We start from the raw sequence: 19,043 nt of genomic DNA, 5'->3' as shown, positions 1-19,043 counted from the left end.
CCTGCGCGATCACCAGGCCCGGCGGGCTCGTCGTCGTGGTCAGCTATTTCGAGAACCGCCAGGATTTCGACCTCAACGCCTTCGTCTCCGCCGAACTGACGGTGCGGTTCTCCGCGTTGAGCACCCCCGCCGACTTCGGCGAGGTCATCGCCCGGGTGGCCGACGGGTCGATCGACCCGACTTCCCTGGTGACCCACCGCTTCCCGCTTGCCGAGACCGCCGCGGCCCTGCGCGTCGCCGACGCGGCGGCGGGGCTGGCGGGCAAGGTCATCATCCATTCGTCCGACGCCGAGGAGCTCCGATGACATCACCCCGCGCACTGACCGTCGGCATCGTCGGCGGCACCGGCCACACCGGGCGCGAACTGTGCAGGCTGCTGCTCGGCCACCCCGAGGTCGCCACGATCCTGCCGACCTCGCGGTCCGACGAACCGTTCGAGCGCGTCCACCCCAACCTGCTGGGCAGCGGCACGAACTTCCTGTCCGTGAACGAATTGACCTCGCGCGCCGCCGAACTCGACGTCGTGTTCTTCAGCACCCCGACCGGCGAGGCCATGCGCACGGCGCGCGTCTTCCACGACGCCGGGGTGAAAGTCGTCGACCTCAGCGCCGACTTCCGCTTCCCCGACCCGGCGCGATACGAACGCGTGCACGGCCCCCGGCACGAGAGTCCCGACCTGCTCGCCCACGCCGTCTACGGCATCCCCGAAATGCACCGCAAGCAGATCGCGTCGAGCACCCTCGTCGCCAACCCCGGCTGCTACGCGATCACCGCCGTCCTCGCGGCCGCCCCCCTGCTCGACAACGGATGGGCCGACACCGCGCGCGGACTGTCCATCCACGCCGTCAACGGCACCAGCGGCGCGGGCAACACCCCGAACAAACCCACCATGCACGCCGAGATGGCCGAATCCATGCTCGCCTACAGCCTCGAAGGCCACCGTCACGGCCCCGAACTGGAAATGGTCTTCACCGACCGCGTCGGCCGGGAGGTGTCCGTCGACTTCAACACCGCCCACGGCCCTTTCGCCCGCGGCATCCACCTCCAGGCCAACATCCCCCTCGCCGCCGACCGCACCCGCGAGGACCTGCTCGCGCTCTACCTCGACCACTACGGTCGCGGCCACGACGGCGAGTACTTCGTCCTCGTCAACGATCAGCGGCGACGAAAAGGACTCAACGCCAAGGAATACGAGCTCTACCCGTCGATCGGAGCGGTGCGCGGATCGAACTTCTGCCACCTCGGCGTGGACGTCGACCCGGCGCGCGGCATCGCCAAGGTGGTCGCGGTCACCGACAACCTGGTCAAGGGCGCGGCGGGCACCGCCATCCAGAACATGAACCTCGTGCTCGGTCTCGAGGAGACCACCGGGCTGCGCCACTATGGGTTCTGACCCCGCCCACCTACCCCTGCTGTCCGATCAACCCGTCGCGGCCGGGGACCGCTGGATCTACTCGGCGGGCTGCAACGTCGACGCGGACCTGCGCGACACCGACCGCATCGACTGCGAACTCGCCGACCTGGACCGACTCGCCGCCGCGGGCGCGCGCGTGGCCATCCTGTCCCACCAGGGCAGCCACCGCGACGGCACCGCCCGCCCCCTCGGCCACATCGCCGACCATCTCGCCCGCCGCCTGCGCCGCCCCGTCGACTACGTCGAGGACAACACCGGCGCGGCGGCGGTCGCTCGCGCACACGCGCTCGAACCGGGACAGCTCGCCCTGTTCGGCAACACCCGATTCCACGCGGGCGAGGAACGCAACGACCCCGCGCTGGCCCGGGAATTCGCGCGCCTCGGCGACCGCGTCGCCGTGGGCGGCTTCTCCAAAGCCCACCGCGCCCACGCCTCCAACGTCGGCCTGGTCGACCTGCTCCCCGCCTACGCGGCCGACAGTCTCGTCGAGGAGATCACCGCGCTCACGCCCTGGACCGGTGTGCGCGAGGACCTGTTCTCGGTGGCCGTACTCGGCGGGACCAAGCCGGAGAAGACCGTCCACGGACTGGCCCACCTCACCCTCGGCTACGACCTCGTCATCCCGGGCGGCGTGGTCCTCAACACCCTGCTGCGCGCCGCGGGCCACGACATCGGCGCCTCCGAACTCGGCGGCGCACCCGAACGCTGCCTGCGGGTGGCCACCGAGGTGCTCGCCCGCGACAATCGCGCCGAGATCCACCTGCCCGACCACGTCGTCGCCGTCGATCCCCGCACCCCCGACGGCGTTCCGACACTGGTCGCCGTCGCCGACGGCGTGCCCGCCGGACTCGCCATCGTCGACTTCCTGCCGCGCCCCGACATCCTCACCCGCCTGCAAGACCCGGGCCGCGACGCGCGCGCCGTCGTCGCGGGCACCCCGAGCCGCTACCTCGACGGCCACGGCCGCGCCGCCGACCTGCTGCTGCGCGCCCTGCGCGGCCCGCGCTGGCACACCCTGCTCATGGGCGGCGACACCGTCGCCGACCTGCCCTGGAACGGACCGTCCTCCACCGGCGGCGGCTCCGCCCTCGAATACCTCGCCACCGGCACCGGCGCCGTCCTCGAAGCGCTCACCCGCCACCGCACAGGAGTCCGACGATGATCCTCGACCTGCACATCCCCACACGGGTCCTGTTCGGCCGCGGGCGGATCACCGAACTCGGCCGGGTCACCGCCGAACTCGGCGGCGCCGCGCTGCTGGTGTGCGGCCGGAACTCCGCGCGCGCCACCGGACTGCTCGCCTCCGTCGAAGCCACCCTGCACGCCGCGAAGGTCAGCACCGTCCTGTTCGACCGGGTCAGCCCCGATCCGCGTTCCGACGAAGCCGACGCCGCCGTCGCCCTCGCCGCCGCCACCGGATGCGAAGTCGTCATCGGCCTCGGCGGCGGCAGCGCCATCGACACCGCCAAAGCCGTCGCCGCCGGACTGCGCCACGGCCCCGTCGGACCGCTCGTCGCCACCACCCTCCCCGACGACCCGCTCACCCCCGTCATCGCCGTGCCCACCACCGCGGGCAGCGGCGCCGAAGTCACCAAAGGCGCGATCATCACCGACGTCGACCGCGGCCTCAAATCCGGCATCCGCGGCGCGGCCCTGTTCCCGCACACCGCCCTCATCGACCCCACCGCCTCCGGCACCGCCACCCCCACCCTGGCCCGCGACGCCGGATTCGACGCCCTCGCCCACGCCGTCGAAGGCTACGTCGCCCGCCGCGCCAACCCCCTCACCCGCCACTGGGCCGAACAAGCCCTGCACCTCATCGCCCACCGCCTCCCCCACTTCGTCGCGGGCGACACCTCCCCCGAGATCCTCGACGACCTCGCCCTGGCCGCCCTGCTCGGCGGCTTCAACGTCGCCACCGCCAGCACCTGCCTGCCCCACCGCCTCCAACAAGCCCTCGGGTCCGTCATCCCCATCACCCACGGCCGCGGCCTCGCCCTGGTCTACCCCGCCTGGCTCGAAACCGCCTACCCCCACGCCCCTTCCGCCTTCGACACCATCGCCACCCTCCTCGGCTCCCCCGACCCCCACCACGCGATCACCCGCCTACTCACCGACACCGGCATCACCGGCCGCCTCCGCGACCACTCCCTCACCCCCGCCCACCTCCCCACCGTCATAGCCGCCGTCACCGGCAACACCGAAAACGACCCCATCCCCCACCCCGACCCCGACACCTACCACACCATCCTCGAAGCATCGCTGTAAGCGCCTCCGGCTGAACAACTTCCGAGCCCGCCCACTTCCCCGCACCGAATTCACGAGGGCCGGTGGCTCGAGAGCTCCGAACGACGTCACCCACCCGAACCTCGCGAGAGATCTCCTCGGAAACACGCCGTCCTCCGCTGCGCGAATGTGGAACACCTCGACTCGCCCGTCGACAGTCGTCCCATCAGCCGATACAACGTCACCGCATCACCTACCGCGAAATCTCCCGTAGCTCGGCCGACCACGAACGGATTTGCTCGAAAACTGACGGAGAAGACACCCGTGACCTCGCACATGTTCTTGTCTATAGTTAGGAGTACACTCCAAAGGACTGTACTCCTAACAATCCCGGAGAAAGGGTGATGGCGACACCGAAGCCCGATCATCTGTTCGGCCGAGACCTGGAATGGGACGGCCTGGTCACGTTCGCCTCGCGACCGGCGAAGACGGCCCAGCTCGGCATCGTCAGCGGTCGGCGACGGATGGGTAAGACGTATCTGCTCCGCGCGTTGGTCGAGAGTGCGGGCGGCTTCTACTTCGGCGCGACCACGGCCACCGGTGGTGAATCGCTGCGGCAATTCGGGGCCGCGGTCGCCGAATTCACCGGCACCGAGGTGCCGATTTCGTTCCAGAACTGGGATCACGCGATCACCTACCTGTTCGGCTCGGCCGCGCGTGAACGCGCGAACGAGCCGCTACTCGTGGTGATCGATGAGTTCCCCTATCTGGTCAAAGCGGTCCCGGAACTCCCGTCGTTGCTGCAACGGGAGATCGACCGGTATCAGACGGAGCCGAGCGGAATCCGTTTGCTGCTCTGCGGATCCGCGATGTCGGTCATGGGCGGCCTGCTGGCCAGCAACGCGCCCCTGCGCGGGCGCGCCCAGCTCGAGATGGTGGTCCGTCCGTTCGGGTACCGCGCCGCCGCGTCGTTCTGGGGTGTCGCAGCAGACCCGTCGTTGGCGGCGCAACTGCATGCGGTGCTCGGGGGGACTCCCGCGTATCGGCGGCAATTCCTCGCCGACGACGTTCCCACTTCGCTGGACGATTTCGACGCGTGGGTGTCACGTACGGTGTTGTCGCCGCTCAGCCCGTTGTTCCGGGAGGCTCGCTACCTGTTGGCCGAGGAGGCCGAGATCCGCGATACCGCGCTGTACCACTCGGTCCTCGCCGCGGTCGCGCAAGGCAACAACACCCGCGGCGGAATCGCCGGCTACATCGGCCGCAAGGCCGTGGACATCTCCCACCCGCTCACCGTGCTGGAGGACTGCCACCTGCTGGTGCGCGAGCAGGATGTGTTCCGGGCCGGCAAATCCGTCTACCGAATCACCGAACCGTTGATCAATTTCTACGAGGCCGTCATGCGTCCCGCGTGGGCGCGCCTCGAAAGCGGTCAGGGCCGGCAAGTGTGGGCCAGGTCGAAAGAGCGGTTCGCCTCGCAAGTCGCCGGACCGCACTTCGAGTCGATGTGCCGAGAATACGTCCTGGATGACGGTGACGAACTACTCGGCCCGACCGCACTTTTCGGCGAAATCGGCTGCGGTGTCGTCACCGATCCGAAGGCTCGCAAACAGATCCAGATCGATGTCGCCGTCACTCACCCCGGCGACGGCGGGCGCAGCGCGGGCGTCCTGTTGATCGGCGAGGCGAAATGGGGAATCACCATGGGCATCGGCCACCTGGACCGACTCGCCCGCGCCCGTGAAGTATTGAGCGAGGGTTCGTTCGACACCTCGGCCTGCCGCCTGGCCTGCTTCAGTGGAGCGGGATTCAGCGACGCCCTGCGCCGACGGGCAGACCAAGACCCCGACGTATTGCTGATCGGACTCCCGCAGCTTTATGCCCGGTAGCCGGCTTCCACGATCGAGAATCGCACGCACCTCACGGCATCGACCAGCACTACCTGGGCATACGGAGGTCATTCGCCCAGGAGATGAAATCGCCTTCTTCGTCGGACCTCGGGATCAGAGGACGCTGACAGTAATTGAGGATATTGACCGCTGGGCCCAGCGTTGCACCCAGCATCGCCTTGAAAGTGGCATTCTGGGACGATGAGTATTCGTTGAAGATGACCATCGTCGCACGTTCGAAGACCTCGATATCTATTTCGTACATATCGCTGGCGATCGCTGTCAAGCCGGTTGCAGTACCCAATACCGAGCAAGTGTCGGTATGCATGCGTACGAACAGGTCGCCTACTCGCAACGACGGACTCCATACCGTCTTGTCGCCGACCTCGAATGCGTAACTCATCATGCCCACTCTACTAGGATCTGGACGCCTGGATTGTCGGCACGCATCTTCTCGACTGCAGCCTCCACCTGCGCTCGGAAACCAGGATCGACGCCCCGGGTCGTGAACCGCAGTCCGATGGGAGCCTGCTCATAACCATCGATATACTGTCGAGCCTCGATGTAGGAACCCAACTTCTTTTCCACCTGTTTCGCAACCCATTTTTCGACATCGGCGGCGTTCGTGGCCGACTTCTCCTCCCATAGAACTCCATTCTTGACCTCATCGATATCAGTGATTGTCTTGGATGTGTCGTTCGGATTGTCGATCTGCACTTCTCGATCCCCATCCTGCACATGATATTTCCCATCGCTACCCAGATGAGGTCGGCGTGGATCAGTGAACGTGACATCCTCTGTCGGGCTCGCTGTAGTGAGGAGTATCGGCAGCTCTACAATGCTCAGCAGCCCGCCGGTCGTGAGGACCGGCACGGAAAAGGTGAATCCGCCGAGCTTGGCGAGGAACGTGTTGGCGGGACCAGCCAGAGCTCCGGCAGCCTGATCAAGGAAGTCGATCTCTTCTCGGCGATCGTTGGATGTCTTCTTCTCGTGCGGTGTCTTCTGCTTGGCCTGCGGCTCTTCGACCCGCACCATCGAATGCCCGATCTGAATGGCGGTAACGACCACCACCATGGCGAATTGGGTGTTCATGTCCGAACGCATCGTGGTCAAAGCGACGTTGTGAGTGTCGACCGCAGCCGCGATATCGTGGGCTGCGGTGAAGATCTCGCGAAGGCTGCGGGCGAGCGCACGAAGGTTGCTGCGTGGTTCGGAATGTCCTTCGGAACGTCGGCGCCGTAGCCGCGTTCGAGCCCGGAGGCGACCGTCAGTAATCGTGACGCGTGACAGCATGTCCAGCATGTCGGCCCCGATTTGGTCCAGCTTCTCGACCAGCTCCGTGCAGCCGCCTCCGGAATCGAAACGAAGACGATCGATCGGATGCCAATCAGGCCATCGACGACTTCGAAGACGCTGCAAACCAGGAGAACCCGAGCCCGCAAACAGTGCGGAGCCGGTGGCGAGTCTTGAGTCGAACCGCCGCAGGATTCGGCGGTCTTTTCGCCGAGGCGGCGGCATCTGAGCTCGCACAGACGGCTGTTGGCGCCCTTACCGGAGGACTATAGCTTCCCCGCCGGCTTCAATGAGGGTTCGGATTCGCGGTGGTAATCAGGGAGCCGGATTACCTACCGAAGGTTGCTTGACGAGGCACTAACGACGAAACGGTCCGTGTGTGCTCCATCCGTTCATATGCGGTTGGAGTTCTTCATGGCCGCAGGATTCGACGCGAAGGACAGCCAGCGGTCCGTAGATAGGGTCAGTGCGCTCAGCGTGCCGACGGATCCAGTCAGCCCACTCGTGTGCGGCCTGGGCGTCGGAGGGTTCCAGCCGCGCGGCCCGCGCAACGATCTCGTCGGCGTAATCGCGCATCGCCGCAGCGGCATCACGCTGTGTCAGCTGATCGCGAAGCTGCTCGGCATTGCGTTCATAGGCAAGCTCAACGAAGGCTGCCTTCTTCACCTGCTCCCAGCGAAGCTCACGAATCTTGCTCCGGCGAGCCTCTTCCTTCCGTTTCCACTCGGCCTCCTTCTCGGCGATCTCGAGTGTGCGAATGAGCGTGGGCAACTGCTCGTCGAGAGTGTGTTCTCTCGTGTCGCGCAGTGTGAGGATCGGTTGCTGCTCCCATGCCTTCGTCAGCGTGAGTTCCAGCCTGCCGGAGCCCACGAAGTTGCGGTTCGCTCTCGTACGCTGCTCCCGCGTGTAGTAGTCGGTGTCGGACGTGAAGGCGCGCCCGCCGCGGCCTCGCTCGTCGAGCTCACGAACCGTGACGACAATCTCTTGCGAAGGCAACTTGAGTGACAGATCCGCGCCAGCTTCCTCGCGCCCGGTATAGGTGCTCGCGGCTTTGGCAGGCACCTTCCAACCCATTTCCAACGCAGCGGACACGAGTGCCTGGAGAATCCTCGCCGCCCGTGCGATCTGCGGCTTGGACACGTACGCGCGCTTGTCCCTGAAAACATCCACGGCAGGATGAGGGTCCCGAATCTGTTGTGGGACCTCGATAGCTCTCGGTGACGTCAACGCCGCGAAGTCCGGCTCCAGGTAGACCGTGACGCCGAGCACCGGGTCCATCAGTGTCGGCTCCTGCGCGAGGCGCTGCTCCGGCGGCAACAGCCTTTCCCTCGCCAAGAGATCAGCGATCTCCGCAACTCGATGGGACTCTACATCCGGCCCCAGCTCCAGGCGTCCGCCCGCCGCGACGACAGCCTCCAACATTTCGACGGCGTGCTTTCGCCGCTCTTGTCGTTTGCGCTCGCTTTCAGCCCGCGCTACTTCCTCGCGCAGCTGACGCTCTCGCGCCGCCTCGATACGTGCGGCGTGCTCCTCCAGGAGCTTTGTCCCCTTCGGAGTGATCGTCGCCGCCCAGTTCTTACCCTGCCCTTCGACCAGAACCAGACCTCGATTGTGCAGGGCGCGAGCGGAGACACGATGCGAAGTCCCCTCGTACACGCCTTCGGCACATCCATCGGCGATCCAGGTCAACAACTCGAACTGCGCCACGCTCACATAGTCAGGCGCGCGCCCCATGAGCCCTCCTGACCCTTACCAGTCTGCTGGGTGCCTTCAGGTTGCCAGAGTAACCAAGTGACTACGCGTATAGATCGAAATATTCCGAGCAGTCCGCTATCTGCGCGGCGCTCCCTACGGCGTCTGTTGCCCTTGACGGTCCGAATCCCAGTGAGGGGATCACCGAGCGGCATTGCATCCTGCCACCCACTCAGACACCGGGCTCATCGGCGGTGCTGGAGTTCAGCTTCAGCACGACGACCAGCTGACGAACGTTGTGGCGATGAACGTTGGCGTTTTCTTGGGAAATGGTCGAATCCAACGGATGAAATGAATCAGGCCCCTGACAAATTCAGCTGGTCAGGGGCCTAATTATGCTCCCCCATCTGGACTCGAACCAGAAACCTGCCGGTACTTTCGGCGCTCCATCTGTGTTCGCTGATGTCTGCCCAAACATGCTGCTACCAGCCACTATCCGGCTGCTAGATACGCCGTTGTCCGCTCGTATCCGTTCCGATTTCGGGCCGTTTGTAGTCTGAAAGTGGTCGGTGGGTCATGAGGTGACCACGGTGGCCCTGTGCTGGGTTGGGGTGCACATGAAGGGGGCTGGCTACCCGCCTGCCCCATAGGGCCTGCCCGTCACGCGCAGAGGCTCACAGGTCAAGGGTGGCCCTTGGGCCATCGGCGTGCCGACGCGACTTGTCGCGCCCTTGAGGTGTGAGGGGCGCGGGATCACAATGCAGGCCAACACAGTCCAGGGCCAAGCGACCGAAGGGCGCTCCACTCCCCCACACCACCGCCGGATTCTCTCAGCAATCCATCCACCCAGTTCAGCCGGTCCTTCGACCGCGCGGTCATGACCGGACTCGGGGCCGGTATCGAATCGGCTGGGACCGGCCACGGCTCGGTGTGCGGTAGGTGGTCTCCGAGGCAAGCGAGCGAAGCTCGTGCGGCAGCCCGTTTGTGAGTCGACCGGATCGCGGCGCCGACGATTTCGGCTCGACGGGGCCACTCCGATCGGGCTCGCCGGATTCTCTCAGCAATGCGGACTCGGGCGGCTGAGTGCCTGTCCACGCTTCCGGGGTGATGCGGATGTCCGCGCGGTGAGTCCGAGCGCCCTGGCGGCGATCCCGTCCGCCGACGCACCGCCGCGCCGGTGCCCGACGAGCCTGCGAGGAGGGTGCCGTTGCGTGGCGTGCGCGGCGGCGGCGCGGAGCGCCGCCGGGGTGCTCTTGACTCTATATAGCGAAATTCAGCAACCACTTTGGGAAGGTGCCGACCGTGCGAACTGTGCGGACCTATTCGGGAAGCAGCCGCTCGTTGAAACCCGCATCCACGAGTCGCGTGTAAGCCTCGTGGACGCGGTCGGGCACGTCCTGTTCGATGGCCCAGCCTTTGGCTGCGTAAACCCAGACGCGTTGAGTGTCGCCGACGAGCATGTTGACGACGCGATCCGCGTCCCCAATCTCGCTGACGTATTCATCGAGCGGCTGAGCGCTCGATGAGCACAAGACGTCGACCTCGGGCCACCGCTTCCGGCAGATGGCGTAGCTGCGGCGCTGCTGGTAGGGCCGTGAAACCAGCAACACCGATTGCACCGATGTCCTGTCCCGCAGGAGGTCTCGCGTGTAGTCGATGTTCTCGCCGGTATTGGTGGCGTCGGGCTCGACAAGGATCACCTCGGGCGGCACGTCGAGTTCGATGGCCTTCTCTCGGAAGTGCACGGCTTCACCACGCGGAAACCGTTCGACCGTGGTGGGGGCGTTGGCTCCGGTGAAGACGACCAAGGGGAATAGTCCGCGGTGGTAGAGGTTCGCGATATGGACTGCTACGCCGAGGTCGTGCCCGCCTAGTCCGATCCCGACATCGGTGGGCCGTAGTTGGTGGTGCATCTGGTTGTAGTCCCAGAGGGTTTCGACCTCCGGGCGCAACTGTTGTGCGACGGCCACCGATGTCATGGGACGGTCCCTCCTAGTCGGGCAGCTTGAAGTCGTAGGTCCACGCGAATCGCGAGGCCGCATGGACACCACGAGCAAACTCTACGAGCACATCTTCAGCGGTGAAGGTACGCCGCGTCAGGATCATCACCGGTTCGCCTGCCAACAGTTCCAAGGTGGTCATCTCGTCTGGCGTCGGCATCCGCGCGCAGATCGTCTCGGACATGTGGTCCGGCTCGTAGCCCTGCATGGTGAGAACTGCCAGACCACCGCCACGCCCTGCCGGTCCTGGCGTCGGGTCTACCAGGGGCGTGCCTTCCACGATTTCGGGCAGGTAGTAGCTGCTGAGGGTGTGCGTCGGGCGTCCGCCTTCACGCACGATCCGTGCACGCTCGTACACGGGCGTGTTCGGCGCGATGTCATACGCCTCGGCCACCTCCGCGTCTGCCTCGATAAGGGCGACCTTCTGCGTCTGATCAGTGAGTTTCCACGGACGGCCGGACGCTTCCCGGTCTGCGACAAAGGCAACGGTGTCGCCGAACTTCCACTTGCTCTTGGCGTAGCGCTCGATGCCCAGCCGTTTCATCGCGGGGCGCTCGCGTACAACGGTCCCGCGTCGCCGTATCGGAGTGACGAGCCCTTCCGCCTCCAGTTGCGCGACGGCTAGACGGATCGTTTTGACGTTGACTCGGAACCGCTCGGCTAGTTCGTTCTGCTTCGGCAACGTGGTTCCAGGCGCGTAGTCGCCGCTCTGGATGTCCTCGCGCAGGCTGGCCGCCACTTCGCGGTATCCGCTCATGTCGATCCCGTCCTTTCCTATGCCAACGCTTGCCCGTTAAGGGTAGCTCTAACCGAGAAATCGGTATTTTCGGCCGAATAGAACCACCTCTATTGCAGACTGGAGCGGGCAGTGTTCCTATAGAGGTGGTTCTATTCACCGCGCATGAGCGACAGGAGATGACGAGATGGCTTTGAAGGACATGTGGATTCCGACGGATTTCCGTGCTGTGTTCCCCAAGGGCGTGTTGCTGATGGGCGACATCGAGCCGCAGACGGAGTTCAGCGAGAACCGTGACGCGCCGAAGCGTCAGGCGGTCGATTTCGACCGTGAGGGTCGCGGGACCGGTAAGCGCCTGTGGAAGGCCACGATCATGGACCGGACGGGCGGCAAGGCGGCTCAGGCGGGTTTCGACATCACTTTCGTCGCCGATCAGATGCCGGTGCCTTCGGAACCGGAGGTGTTGGAGGGTCTGCGTCCGATCGAGTTGGAGGGCTTGCTGCTCAAGCCTCGGGTGGTCGGCAACGGGCAGTTCAAGTCGATCGGCTTCATGATCCGCGCGACGGGGATCAAGGGCGACAACTCCGGCGCGAAGTCGGCTCCGGCCGGTAAGGCGGCGTGATCATGTCGTTCATCAGTTCGGTGGTGTCGGGCTACGACGGCGTTTCCGCGTCGTACCACCCGGCCCGTAAGGGTGAGGGCTACCCGGTCGCGGCGGCGGTGTACGTCGAGTTGGACGGCACGTCGGTTTGGCTGTCGTTGAGCATCGAGGACGCGCGCCATCTGGCCGAGCGGTTGCCGGTGGTCCTGGCCGAGCACGATGCCGCTGAGGCTGTGTCGTCGTCGGATAGGGCGGCGTGATCATGGCGGCGGATCAGCGGTTGTCGGGGGCGGGTATGCGTTGGGCGCGCTGGTCCGCCGCTGTCATCATCGTGGCGGTCGGGGTGGCGGCGTTCCGCCTGTCCTTCACCACCCTGGCCGATCTGGCCGTGTTGGCGCGGGTCCCGGCTCGGGATGCGTGGCTGTTCCCGTTGATCGTGGACGGAACGATCCTGCTCGCGACCTTCGGTGTCCTGGTCTCACCGGGACGGTCGGAGCGTCGGTTCTTCCTGGCGGTGTTGGTGATCGGCGCGGCGGTCAGCGTGGCGGGCAATTCCCTGCACGCGGTCGCCTCCGGTCACCCGCTACCGGGCTGGGCGGCGGCGATCGTCGCGGCGGTGGCCCCGATATCGCTGCTCGCGGATACGCACGGGTTGGCGCTGCTGTTCCGAGCCTCGCAACGCTCCGCAGAGTCGGTGGTGGTGCCGGTGTCGGTTGCGGGTGAGCTTGCCTCGACCGATCCCGTCCCGGTTCCTCCCGCCGACCCCGCACCCGCACCCGCGCCGGTGCCGGTGCCGGTGCCGGTGCCGGTGCGTCGCGCGAAGCCTGTCCGTAAGCCGTCGTCGTCTCGTCGTGATCCGGCGGTGGTGGCTCGCGCTGTCGAACTGCGCGCCGCCGGGAAGTCGTTCGCCGAGATCGCTCGGGAACTCGGGGTGTCGGCCGCGACGGCGGCGAAGTACGCCAAGTCCGCCACCCCGAAACCTGCTGTCGCTGAGCCGGTTCCGGCTCCCGAATCCACTCTCGTGCCTGAACCCGCGCCGTTGCGGGTGGCCGCTGCGCCGGTCCCGGTGGCTCGGGTGGTTCCTGTTCGTCCCTCGCGACCGGTGCATCAGCCGATGTTGCCGATCGCTATCCCTGCTGGGAGTCACTGACATGTACTCGTTGCCCTCGATGTTGACCGCGATGCCCGACATCACTATCGGGCGGGTCGTCTACCGTCCGCACGCCCTGGCCGAGGACCCGGCTTCCCCGCCCCGCGTCGTCGCCGAACTCGGCGGGCTCGGCTCGGCGCTCTCGCTCACGATCGCTGATGCCCGCACCCTCGCCGCCGGTCTGGTCGCCGCTGTCGCCGAACACGACCGCCGCGCCGCTGTGAAGGCGGTGGCGTGATGCGTACCCCCGCTCTGGTGACGGCGGTGTGCGCGTCGGTGACCGTGATCGCCGGTGCCGGGGTCCTGGCCACCCCGCCCGCCCGCGAACCCGTCCGCCCCGCCGCGACCGTGACCGAAACTCCGGCCCCCGCCCCGGCCGACACGACCACGCCGACCACACCCGCCACATCCGCCGGGCCTGTCGCGCCTGTCGCGCCGGTGGTGTCGGGGTGCGTGATGTTCTGCCGGGCCACCGAATTCGATGGGAGCGCGCGATGAGTATCACGGAAACCGTCATGCTGGCCAGCGGCCTTGCCACCGGTGCCTCGGGTCTGTGGTGGCTGCGCACGATCGCCGGTGAGGGCGTGTCGCAGTCGGCGCAGAACGCCGAGGTCGCCGAAGCCGTGGAATTGGCTCCGCTGGATCTGCGGTTGGCGGTGGCGGTGTTGGCCGATCCCCAGCGCCGCGCCCACCTGTTCAAGGCGCTGAAGCTCGGGTCGCTGGATGCGGGGTTCCCGCCGGTGGAGGACTGGGTGTACACCGCCCACGGTCTGCGGGTCGATCTGCTGATGCTGGCGGGTCAGTCGTCGGAGGACTGGGCGAGCGAGACTGTCTGCGACAAGCTGTCCAAGGCCCTCGCGGTGCCGGAGGTGTCGGTGTCGTTCCCGCACCCCGGCGCGGTCCGCCTGGACCTGCGGACCTTCGACACCCTCGCAGCGGCGGTGCCGCTCCCGCCGGTCGACTCGTCCTCTTCGGTTGATCTGGAGGCGGTGCCGGTCGGGGTGACCGAGGACCACGACCTGTGGCGGCTTCGGGTCCTCTACGGCCACATCCTGCTCGCGGGGGCCACCGGCGCCGGGAAAGGCTCGGTCCTCTGGTCGGTGCTGGCCGGACTCGGCCCCGCCATCGCTGCCGGGTTGGTGCGGGTGGTGATGTGCGATCCGAAGGGCGGCGCGGAGTTCGGGCGCGGGGAAGACCGGCTGTTCGCCGAGTTCGCCACCGATGTGCCCTCCATCCTCGAACTGCTCGCCGGGGCGGAAACGACCCTGCGGAACCGGTTGGCGCTCATGCGGTCGGAAGGCGTCCGCAAGCACGTCCCGACACCGGACGCCCCGCTGATCGTGATCGTCATCGATGAGGCTGCGGCACTGTCGGCCTACGCCTCACGCGAGGAGCAGGCCGAGTTCAAACGAGTCATGGGCGTTCTGCTGTCGCAGGGCCGGGCGGCGGCGGTGTCGGTGATCGCGGCGTTGCAGGACCCCAGCAAGGAGACCATGCCGGTCCGGCAACTGTTCCCGGTCCGCATCGGGCTCCGGTTGGACGAACCCTCACAGGTCGCCATGGTCCACGGGCAAGGCGCTCGGGCTCGCGGCGCGCGCTGCGACAAGATCAGCGCGACCAGACAGGGCGTGGGCTACGTCGGTCACGACGGCTCGACCGAATTCGTCCGCGTCCGCGCGTTCTGGGTGTCCGACGACACCGCCGACGCCATCGTTGACACCTACACCCCCACCCCGGTCGCCGCCGCTGCTCCCGAGGTCGCCCCGCCCGCCACCGCCGAGGAACCCGAACCGCTCGGCGTGCACGACGAGTTCGCCGCCGACGGCATCCCCGGTGACGGACAGGGCTCGGTGGCGGCATGAAACGGGGATTCGTGGCCGAAATCCACGTCGTCGTCTACTGCGACTGCTGCGGCGACATCTACAGCGAGCACGAGGCCGAGGGCATCTGCTTCGACTCCATCCCCCAAGCCGTGAGCTACCTCGATGACCGCTCCGCGCAGGTCGGGTGGGTCTACGACGGCGACCGCGTCCTGTGCGACGCCTGCCGCGCCATCCAACGCGACGAAACCGACTACACCGATCCGACCGGAGGAACCCAACCATGAAGCGACACAACAACACCCGCCGCCCGGTCGACGGCTACGTCGACAACGTGATCGACCTCGCCGCCCGTCGGCGCGGGCACCTGGAACGGCGCGGTGCCGATCCGCTGTCGGTCGCGGTCGCCCTGGTCGCGGAGACCGGACACTTCCTGGTGTGGGATCTCGAGGCCACCGACGACACCGATGACGGCGGGTGGGCGGCATGACCGAGACCTCGAAACCGGCTACGGCGAAGGCGAATCCGATCGTGGCGAAGGCTGCGGCCGGTGTCCGGAAACGTCGACGGACCACCGCGCCGAACGGGCTCCCGGCCAAGCTCTACGCCCCCACCGACGGCCAGATGTCGCTATTCGATCCCCCGAGCCAGGAGGCCGAGTGAACTCGACCGACGGCGCGTCGGTGCCGGTCCGGCAGACTGCGGCCCCAGGTCGTAGCCTGCCGGATTTCCGGTCTGTCACCCCCGGCACGGCTGTCTCGGCTCCGCTGGGTGCTGTCGCCCCGAATCGACAGACAGCCGCCGAACGGCGTGCGATGCCAGACCTTCGCGATATCGCCGAAGCCGCCGCCGAGAAACACGACGTGTGCGCGCGGGTGGTGCCGATGCGAGCGTTCGACCCGAACACCGCCCGCGTCTCCTACGTCGGTGCCCCGTGCAAGGCCACCGTGGCCTCCACCTGCCCGGCGTGCGCGAAGGCGAACAAGGGCGTGCGGGTGATGCAGCTGCGCGAGGGCTGGTGCGCCGAACACGAACCCGTCACCCCAGAACCCGTGGTCACCGAAGCCCAAACCGAGGTGCTCGGCGCTCGCGCGGCACTGTTCGATGCCTTCCACGACGCCCGCCGCGACGGTGACGACGAACTCGCGGAGGCGGTCAAGGCTCTGGTGGCCGACCTCGACACCGAGCTACGCGAACTCGGTGTGCGTGGCCGCCTCCCAGCCCTGGAGGAAAAGCCGCGTCGTAGGGCGAAGTCGACCAGGCGGCGTGACGATCTGCCGGACCTGCCGCGTAAGAAGGTCGCCCGGACCACGGTCGGGACCGCCTACGCCGACGGCAGATACCGGCCGTCCACGTTCTGGACGATGACGATGGACTCCTACGGTCAGATCAACCGGGTCTGGGTCCCCGAGGGCGGCAAGGACAAGCGCGGCGAGTGGGTCTCCGACGGCTCTCCGGTCGACCCGGACTCCTACGACTACCGGCGCGCCGCCCGCGACATCATGCACTTCAAGGCCCTGTTCGAACGGTTCGTGCAGAACCTCCGTCGGGCGGTCGGCTGGAACGTGCAGTACTGGGGCAGCGTCGAACCGCAGAAACGCGGCGCACCGCACATCCATCTCGCTATCCGGGGTTCGATCCCGACGAAACTGCTCTACGCGGTCACCGACGCGACGTTCGTCAACATCTGGTGGCCCCACTTCGACCACGAGGTCTACACCGACGACAACATGCCGGTCTGGGACCACCAGGCGGGCACCTTCACCGACCCGAACACCCGGCGGGCGTTGACCTACTGGGACGACGCCCTGGACGTGATCGCCTCCGTCGATGAAATCGAACCCGCCCACACCATGACCTTCGGCGGTCAGTCCAAACCGGTCCAGATCCTCGCCGGGACACCGGAAATGGATCGCAAGGTCGCCTACCTGACCAAATACCTCACCAAGTCCGTGACCGAGGTCCTCGAATCCGACAGCGCACGGGTCAACCGCCACTACGACCGGCTCCACCAGGAGTTGCAGCGCACGCCGTGTTCGCCGACCTGCGCGGTGTGGCTGCGCTACGGCATCGTCCCCAAGGGCGCGACCGAGAAGACCCAACCCGGCCACTGCCGGGGCAAGAACCACCGCCGTGACCTGCTCGGCGTCCCCGGCAAACGCTGCGTGGCCTCCACCAAATGGACCGGCAAGACCCTGCCCGACCACAAAGCCGAACGCCTCGACTACGTGCGTGAGCGCCTGGCCGAGATCGGGATCATCCCGCCCGACACCTCCCACCTGCGCATCACCCCGGTCGGTCCCGGCGACCGTGACGCGCCCCCACGCTCACACCTGGTCATGGCGGCCGTCGCGGCCCAGATCACCCGCCGCGCCCAATACGCCACCGCCCAACTCGCCAGAGACGAGAGACCACCGGGCGACCCGGTTTCACGTGAAACCGTTGCAGCACAACAGAACTCGACCGGCCACCCGGTCGCGGCATAAGGAGAAACGCCATGTCCAAACTGCTCAACGAGACCGAGGTTCGCAAGCTGATCCCGATCGGGCACAGCAAGTACTACGAACTCATCGGCACCGGGCAACTCCGCTCGGTCAAGATCGGACGCCGCCGATTCGTCACCGAACAGGCCGTGACCGACTACATCGCCGGTCTCGACCAGGCCGCGTGATGCCGCGTCAGAGGATGGCCCCGGGTGAATGGGGCAAGATCACTGTCACGCGGACCGGCCCCGGCCAGTCCACCGCCTACACCTACGTCCGTGACGATGACGGGAACCGGCGAAAGGTCAGGCGCACCGGGGCCACCGATGAAGCGGCACGCCGAAACCTGCTGCGGCACCTGAAAGAGCGGACGACTCCGCTCGCGGATGCCCAGATCACTGACCGCACCACGCTGGCCGAACTGTTCCCGGTCTGGCTCGCTTCCAAGGCCAAGCTCAAGCGCCAATCTCGCGACCTGTACTCGCAGTCCTGGAAGCGACATGGACGCAAACAGCTTGGTGCACTGCGCATTCGGGAGTTGTCTACCAGTCGCGCCGAAACACATCTCGGCAAGATCGCGGCCCGCTCCGAGTCGAATGCGAAAACGTTTCGGGTGGTGCTGCTCGGCATGATGGGTTTGGCGGTGCGGTGCGATGTGATCGCGGTGAATCCGATCCGCGAGACCAGCAGGGCAGGCGGTAAGCGGTCGGGTGTACGGGCGCTCACTCCCGACGAGTTCGCGCAGGTACGTCGGGCTGTCCACGCCTATCGCGACCGAGAAAGCGGGTTCGGCCCCCGGCCTGGTCGTCAGCTGCCGGAGTTCGTTGACGTGTTGGTGTCGACGGGATGCCGACCGAACGAGGTGTTGTCGCTGCGCTGGTCCGATGTGGACCTGTTGGCCGATCCGCCCACCATGACGATCAGCGGCACCATGATCGACCACGGCGCGGTCAAGGGTGAGGCGTTGCACCGACAGGATGAGCGGAAGGGCGGCGCTCCCGCGCACACGTTGATTCTGCCTCGCCTCGCGGTGGAGGCGCTGACCGTCTTGTTCGGCGATGCCGACGGCCCCGACAGTCCGGTGTTCACCAATCGCGAAGGCGGCTGGATGAGTCTGGCGAATCTGCGTCGTTCGCTGCGCGCCGCGTTGCCCGAGGAATTGAGGTGGATCACTCCGCGCAGCTTCCGCCCCACGGTCGCGACAGTGGTTCGCAATGACCTCGGCGCGACCGAAGCTCAGGCCCAGTTGTCGCACTCGAAACTCGCCACGACCGAACGGCACTATCTCGAACGTCGAACGATGGGACCGGACGCGAGAAAGGCCCTCGACCAGTTCACGAAGGGAAAGTAGTCCCGCGTTTGTAGTCGGAAAGTAGTCGATTCGCGGTGGTTGTTCCCGGAAACAGAAAGGCCCTCTACCTGTTGACGCAGGTAGAGGGCTTTTTTGCGCTCCCCCATCTGGACTCGAACCAGAAACCTGCCGATTAACAGTCGGCTGCTCTGCCAATTGAGCTATAGGGGATTATCCTTGTGGGTCGGACTTGGCGGTTCGACCGAGATGAAACTTTAGCGCACGGGTGGTCCGGTTCCCAAATCGCGGGTCTACCTGGGGGGATGTGGGTGGTGGGGTCACAGGGGTCTCAGGGGTTGACTGGCGACTCGCCGGGGCGGGTGGGGCGGCGTGCCGGAGTCGGATCGACAGGTGTCGGTGGTGTCGGGCAGGATGGTAGCCGCGGATC

At 66.6% G+C, this 19,043-nt stretch carries 21 protein-coding genes, 1 tRNA gene and 1 pseudogene; 17 read left to right on the top strand and 6 right to left on the bottom strand.

The window, feature by feature from the left end:
* From ON30_RS08200 to ON30_RS08180, 5 genes and pseudogenes are all read left to right on the top strand, one after another.
* Positions 1-305: pseudogene (locus ON30_RS08200) on the top strand (hypothetical protein); the annotation flags it as partial.
* Positions 302-1,393 (top strand): N-acetyl-gamma-glutamyl-phosphate reductase, encoded by a 1,092-nt coding sequence (argC, locus tag ON30_RS08195; protein WP_040705460.1) that lies wholly within the window; start codon positions 302-304, stop codon positions 1,391-1,393. The pseudogene ON30_RS08200 and the gene argC, both read left to right, overlap by 4 nt.
* Positions 1,383-2,576: a phosphoglycerate kinase gene (gene pgk / locus ON30_RS08190; protein ID WP_040705458.1), complete on the top strand. Its 1,194-nt coding sequence runs from the start codon at positions 1,383-1,385 to the stop codon at positions 2,574-2,576. The genes argC and pgk overlap by 11 nt, the downstream gene beginning before the upstream one ends.
* Positions 2,573-3,682: an iron-containing alcohol dehydrogenase gene (locus ON30_RS08185; protein ID WP_040705457.1), complete on the top strand. Its 1,110-nt coding sequence runs from the start codon at positions 2,573-2,575 to the stop codon at positions 3,680-3,682. Before pgk ends, ON30_RS08185 begins: the two co-directional genes overlap by 4 nt.
* Positions 3,683-4,044: 362 nt before the next feature.
* Positions 4,045-5,529, top strand: a complete 1,485-nt coding sequence (locus ON30_RS08180) for an ATP-binding protein (protein WP_040705456.1) — start codon at positions 4,045-4,047, stop codon at positions 5,527-5,529.
* Positions 5,530-5,578: 49 nt separating this feature from the next.
* Here the strand turns inward: ON30_RS08180 and ON30_RS08175 are convergent, their stop codons facing one another.
* From ON30_RS08175 to ON30_RS08155, 5 genes are all read right to left on the bottom strand, one after another.
* Positions 5,579-5,932, bottom strand: a complete 354-nt coding sequence (locus ON30_RS08175) for a DUF6086 family protein (protein WP_040705482.1) — start codon at positions 5,930-5,932, stop codon at positions 5,579-5,581.
* Complete coding sequence (locus ON30_RS38915; RefSeq protein ID WP_157183657.1) at positions 5,932-7,059, bottom strand: hypothetical protein; 1,128 nt, start codon at positions 7,057-7,059, stop codon at positions 5,932-5,934. The genes ON30_RS08175 and ON30_RS38915 overlap by 1 nt, the downstream gene beginning before the upstream one ends.
* Before the next feature lie 120 nt (positions 7,060-7,179).
* A complete protein-coding gene (locus tag ON30_RS08165) occupies positions 7,180-8,529 on the bottom strand; it encodes a hypothetical protein (protein WP_245553975.1) in 1,350 nt (449 codons plus the stop codon).
* A 1,304-nt stretch (positions 8,530-9,833) separates the two neighbouring features.
* Positions 9,834-10,493 (bottom strand): YdcF family protein, encoded by a 660-nt coding sequence (locus ON30_RS08160; RefSeq protein ID WP_040705452.1) that lies wholly within the window; start codon positions 10,491-10,493, stop codon positions 9,834-9,836.
* Between the two features lie 13 nt (positions 10,494-10,506).
* Positions 10,507-11,271 carry a GntR family transcriptional regulator gene (locus tag ON30_RS08155; protein ID WP_040705450.1) on the bottom strand — a complete coding sequence of 255 codons (765 nt, stop codon included), beginning with the start codon at positions 11,269-11,271 and terminating at the stop codon, positions 10,507-10,509.
* 166 nt (positions 11,272-11,437) lie between these two features.
* Between ON30_RS08155 and ON30_RS08150 the strand changes: the two genes are divergently transcribed.
* The 12 genes from ON30_RS08150 (at position 11,438) to ON30_RS08100 (ending at position 18,655) form a co-directional block, all read left to right on the top strand.
* The gene (locus ON30_RS08150) at positions 11,438-11,872 is read left to right on the top strand and encodes a hypothetical protein (RefSeq protein ID WP_040705448.1); all 435 of its coding nucleotides are present in this window, start codon (positions 11,438-11,440) and stop codon (positions 11,870-11,872) included.
* A 2-nt stretch (positions 11,873-11,874) separates the two neighbouring features.
* A complete protein-coding gene (locus tag ON30_RS08145) occupies positions 11,875-12,111 on the top strand; it encodes a hypothetical protein (RefSeq protein WP_157183656.1) in 237 nt (78 codons plus the stop codon).
* Between the two features lie 2 nt (positions 12,112-12,113).
* Positions 12,114-13,001 carry a DUF2637 domain-containing protein gene (locus ON30_RS35980; protein WP_051029074.1) on the top strand — a complete coding sequence of 296 codons (888 nt, stop codon included), beginning with the start codon at positions 12,114-12,116 and terminating at the stop codon, positions 12,999-13,001.
* Positions 13,002-13,032: 31 nt separating this feature from the next.
* The gene (locus ON30_RS08135; protein WP_157183655.1) at positions 13,033-13,239 is read left to right on the top strand and encodes a hypothetical protein; all 207 of its coding nucleotides are present in this window, start codon (positions 13,033-13,035) and stop codon (positions 13,237-13,239) included.
* The gene (locus ON30_RS08130; protein ID WP_157183654.1) at positions 13,239-13,499 is read left to right on the top strand and encodes a hypothetical protein; all 261 of its coding nucleotides are present in this window, start codon (positions 13,239-13,241) and stop codon (positions 13,497-13,499) included. Before ON30_RS08135 ends, ON30_RS08130 begins: the two co-directional genes overlap by 1 nt.
* On the top strand, positions 13,496-14,863 hold the full coding sequence (locus ON30_RS08125) for an FtsK/SpoIIIE domain-containing protein (protein ID WP_051029073.1): 1,368 nt from the start codon (positions 13,496-13,498) through the stop codon (positions 14,861-14,863). The genes ON30_RS08130 and ON30_RS08125 overlap by 4 nt, the downstream gene beginning before the upstream one ends.
* Positions 14,860-15,108, top strand: coding sequence for a hypothetical protein (locus ON30_RS08120; protein WP_040705440.1), 249 nt, complete (start codon positions 14,860-14,862; stop codon positions 15,106-15,108). Before ON30_RS08125 ends, ON30_RS08120 begins: the two co-directional genes overlap by 4 nt.
* Entirely contained in the window at positions 15,105-15,311 is a 207-nt protein-coding gene (locus ON30_RS08115; RefSeq protein WP_040705439.1) for a hypothetical protein, read from the top strand. The genes ON30_RS08120 and ON30_RS08115 overlap by 4 nt, the downstream gene beginning before the upstream one ends.
* Positions 15,308-15,484, top strand: a complete 177-nt coding sequence (locus ON30_RS08110; protein ID WP_157183653.1) for a hypothetical protein — start codon at positions 15,308-15,310, stop codon at positions 15,482-15,484. The genes ON30_RS08115 and ON30_RS08110 overlap by 4 nt, the downstream gene beginning before the upstream one ends.
* Positions 15,485-15,636: 152 nt before the next feature.
* Positions 15,637-17,307, top strand: coding sequence for a replication initiator (locus ON30_RS08105; RefSeq protein ID WP_040705436.1), 1,671 nt, complete (start codon positions 15,637-15,639; stop codon positions 17,305-17,307).
* 11 nt (positions 17,308-17,318) lie between these two features.
* Positions 17,319-17,492 carry a helix-turn-helix domain-containing protein gene (locus ON30_RS40060; RefSeq protein ID WP_169334890.1) on the top strand — a complete coding sequence of 58 codons (174 nt, stop codon included), beginning with the start codon at positions 17,319-17,321 and terminating at the stop codon, positions 17,490-17,492.
* The gene (locus ON30_RS08100) at positions 17,492-18,655 is read left to right on the top strand and encodes a site-specific integrase (protein ID WP_040705434.1); all 1,164 of its coding nucleotides are present in this window, start codon (positions 17,492-17,494) and stop codon (positions 18,653-18,655) included. Before ON30_RS40060 ends, ON30_RS08100 begins: the two co-directional genes overlap by 1 nt.
* 98 nt (positions 18,656-18,753) lie before the next feature.
* On the opposite strand, the gene ON30_RS08095 is transcribed toward ON30_RS08100, so the two are convergent.
* Positions 18,754-18,826, bottom strand: a tRNA-Asn gene (locus tag ON30_RS08095).
* Positions 18,827-19,043: the final 217 nt, after the last annotated feature.

This window comes from Nocardia takedensis NBRC 100417 (genome assembly GCF_000308695.1).
Lineage (GTDB): Bacteria > Actinomycetota > Actinomycetes > Mycobacteriales > Mycobacteriaceae > Nocardia > Nocardia takedensis.
The sequence above is the reverse complement of the archived record's forward strand: the minus strand, read 5'-3'. Positions and strand labels throughout refer to the sequence as shown.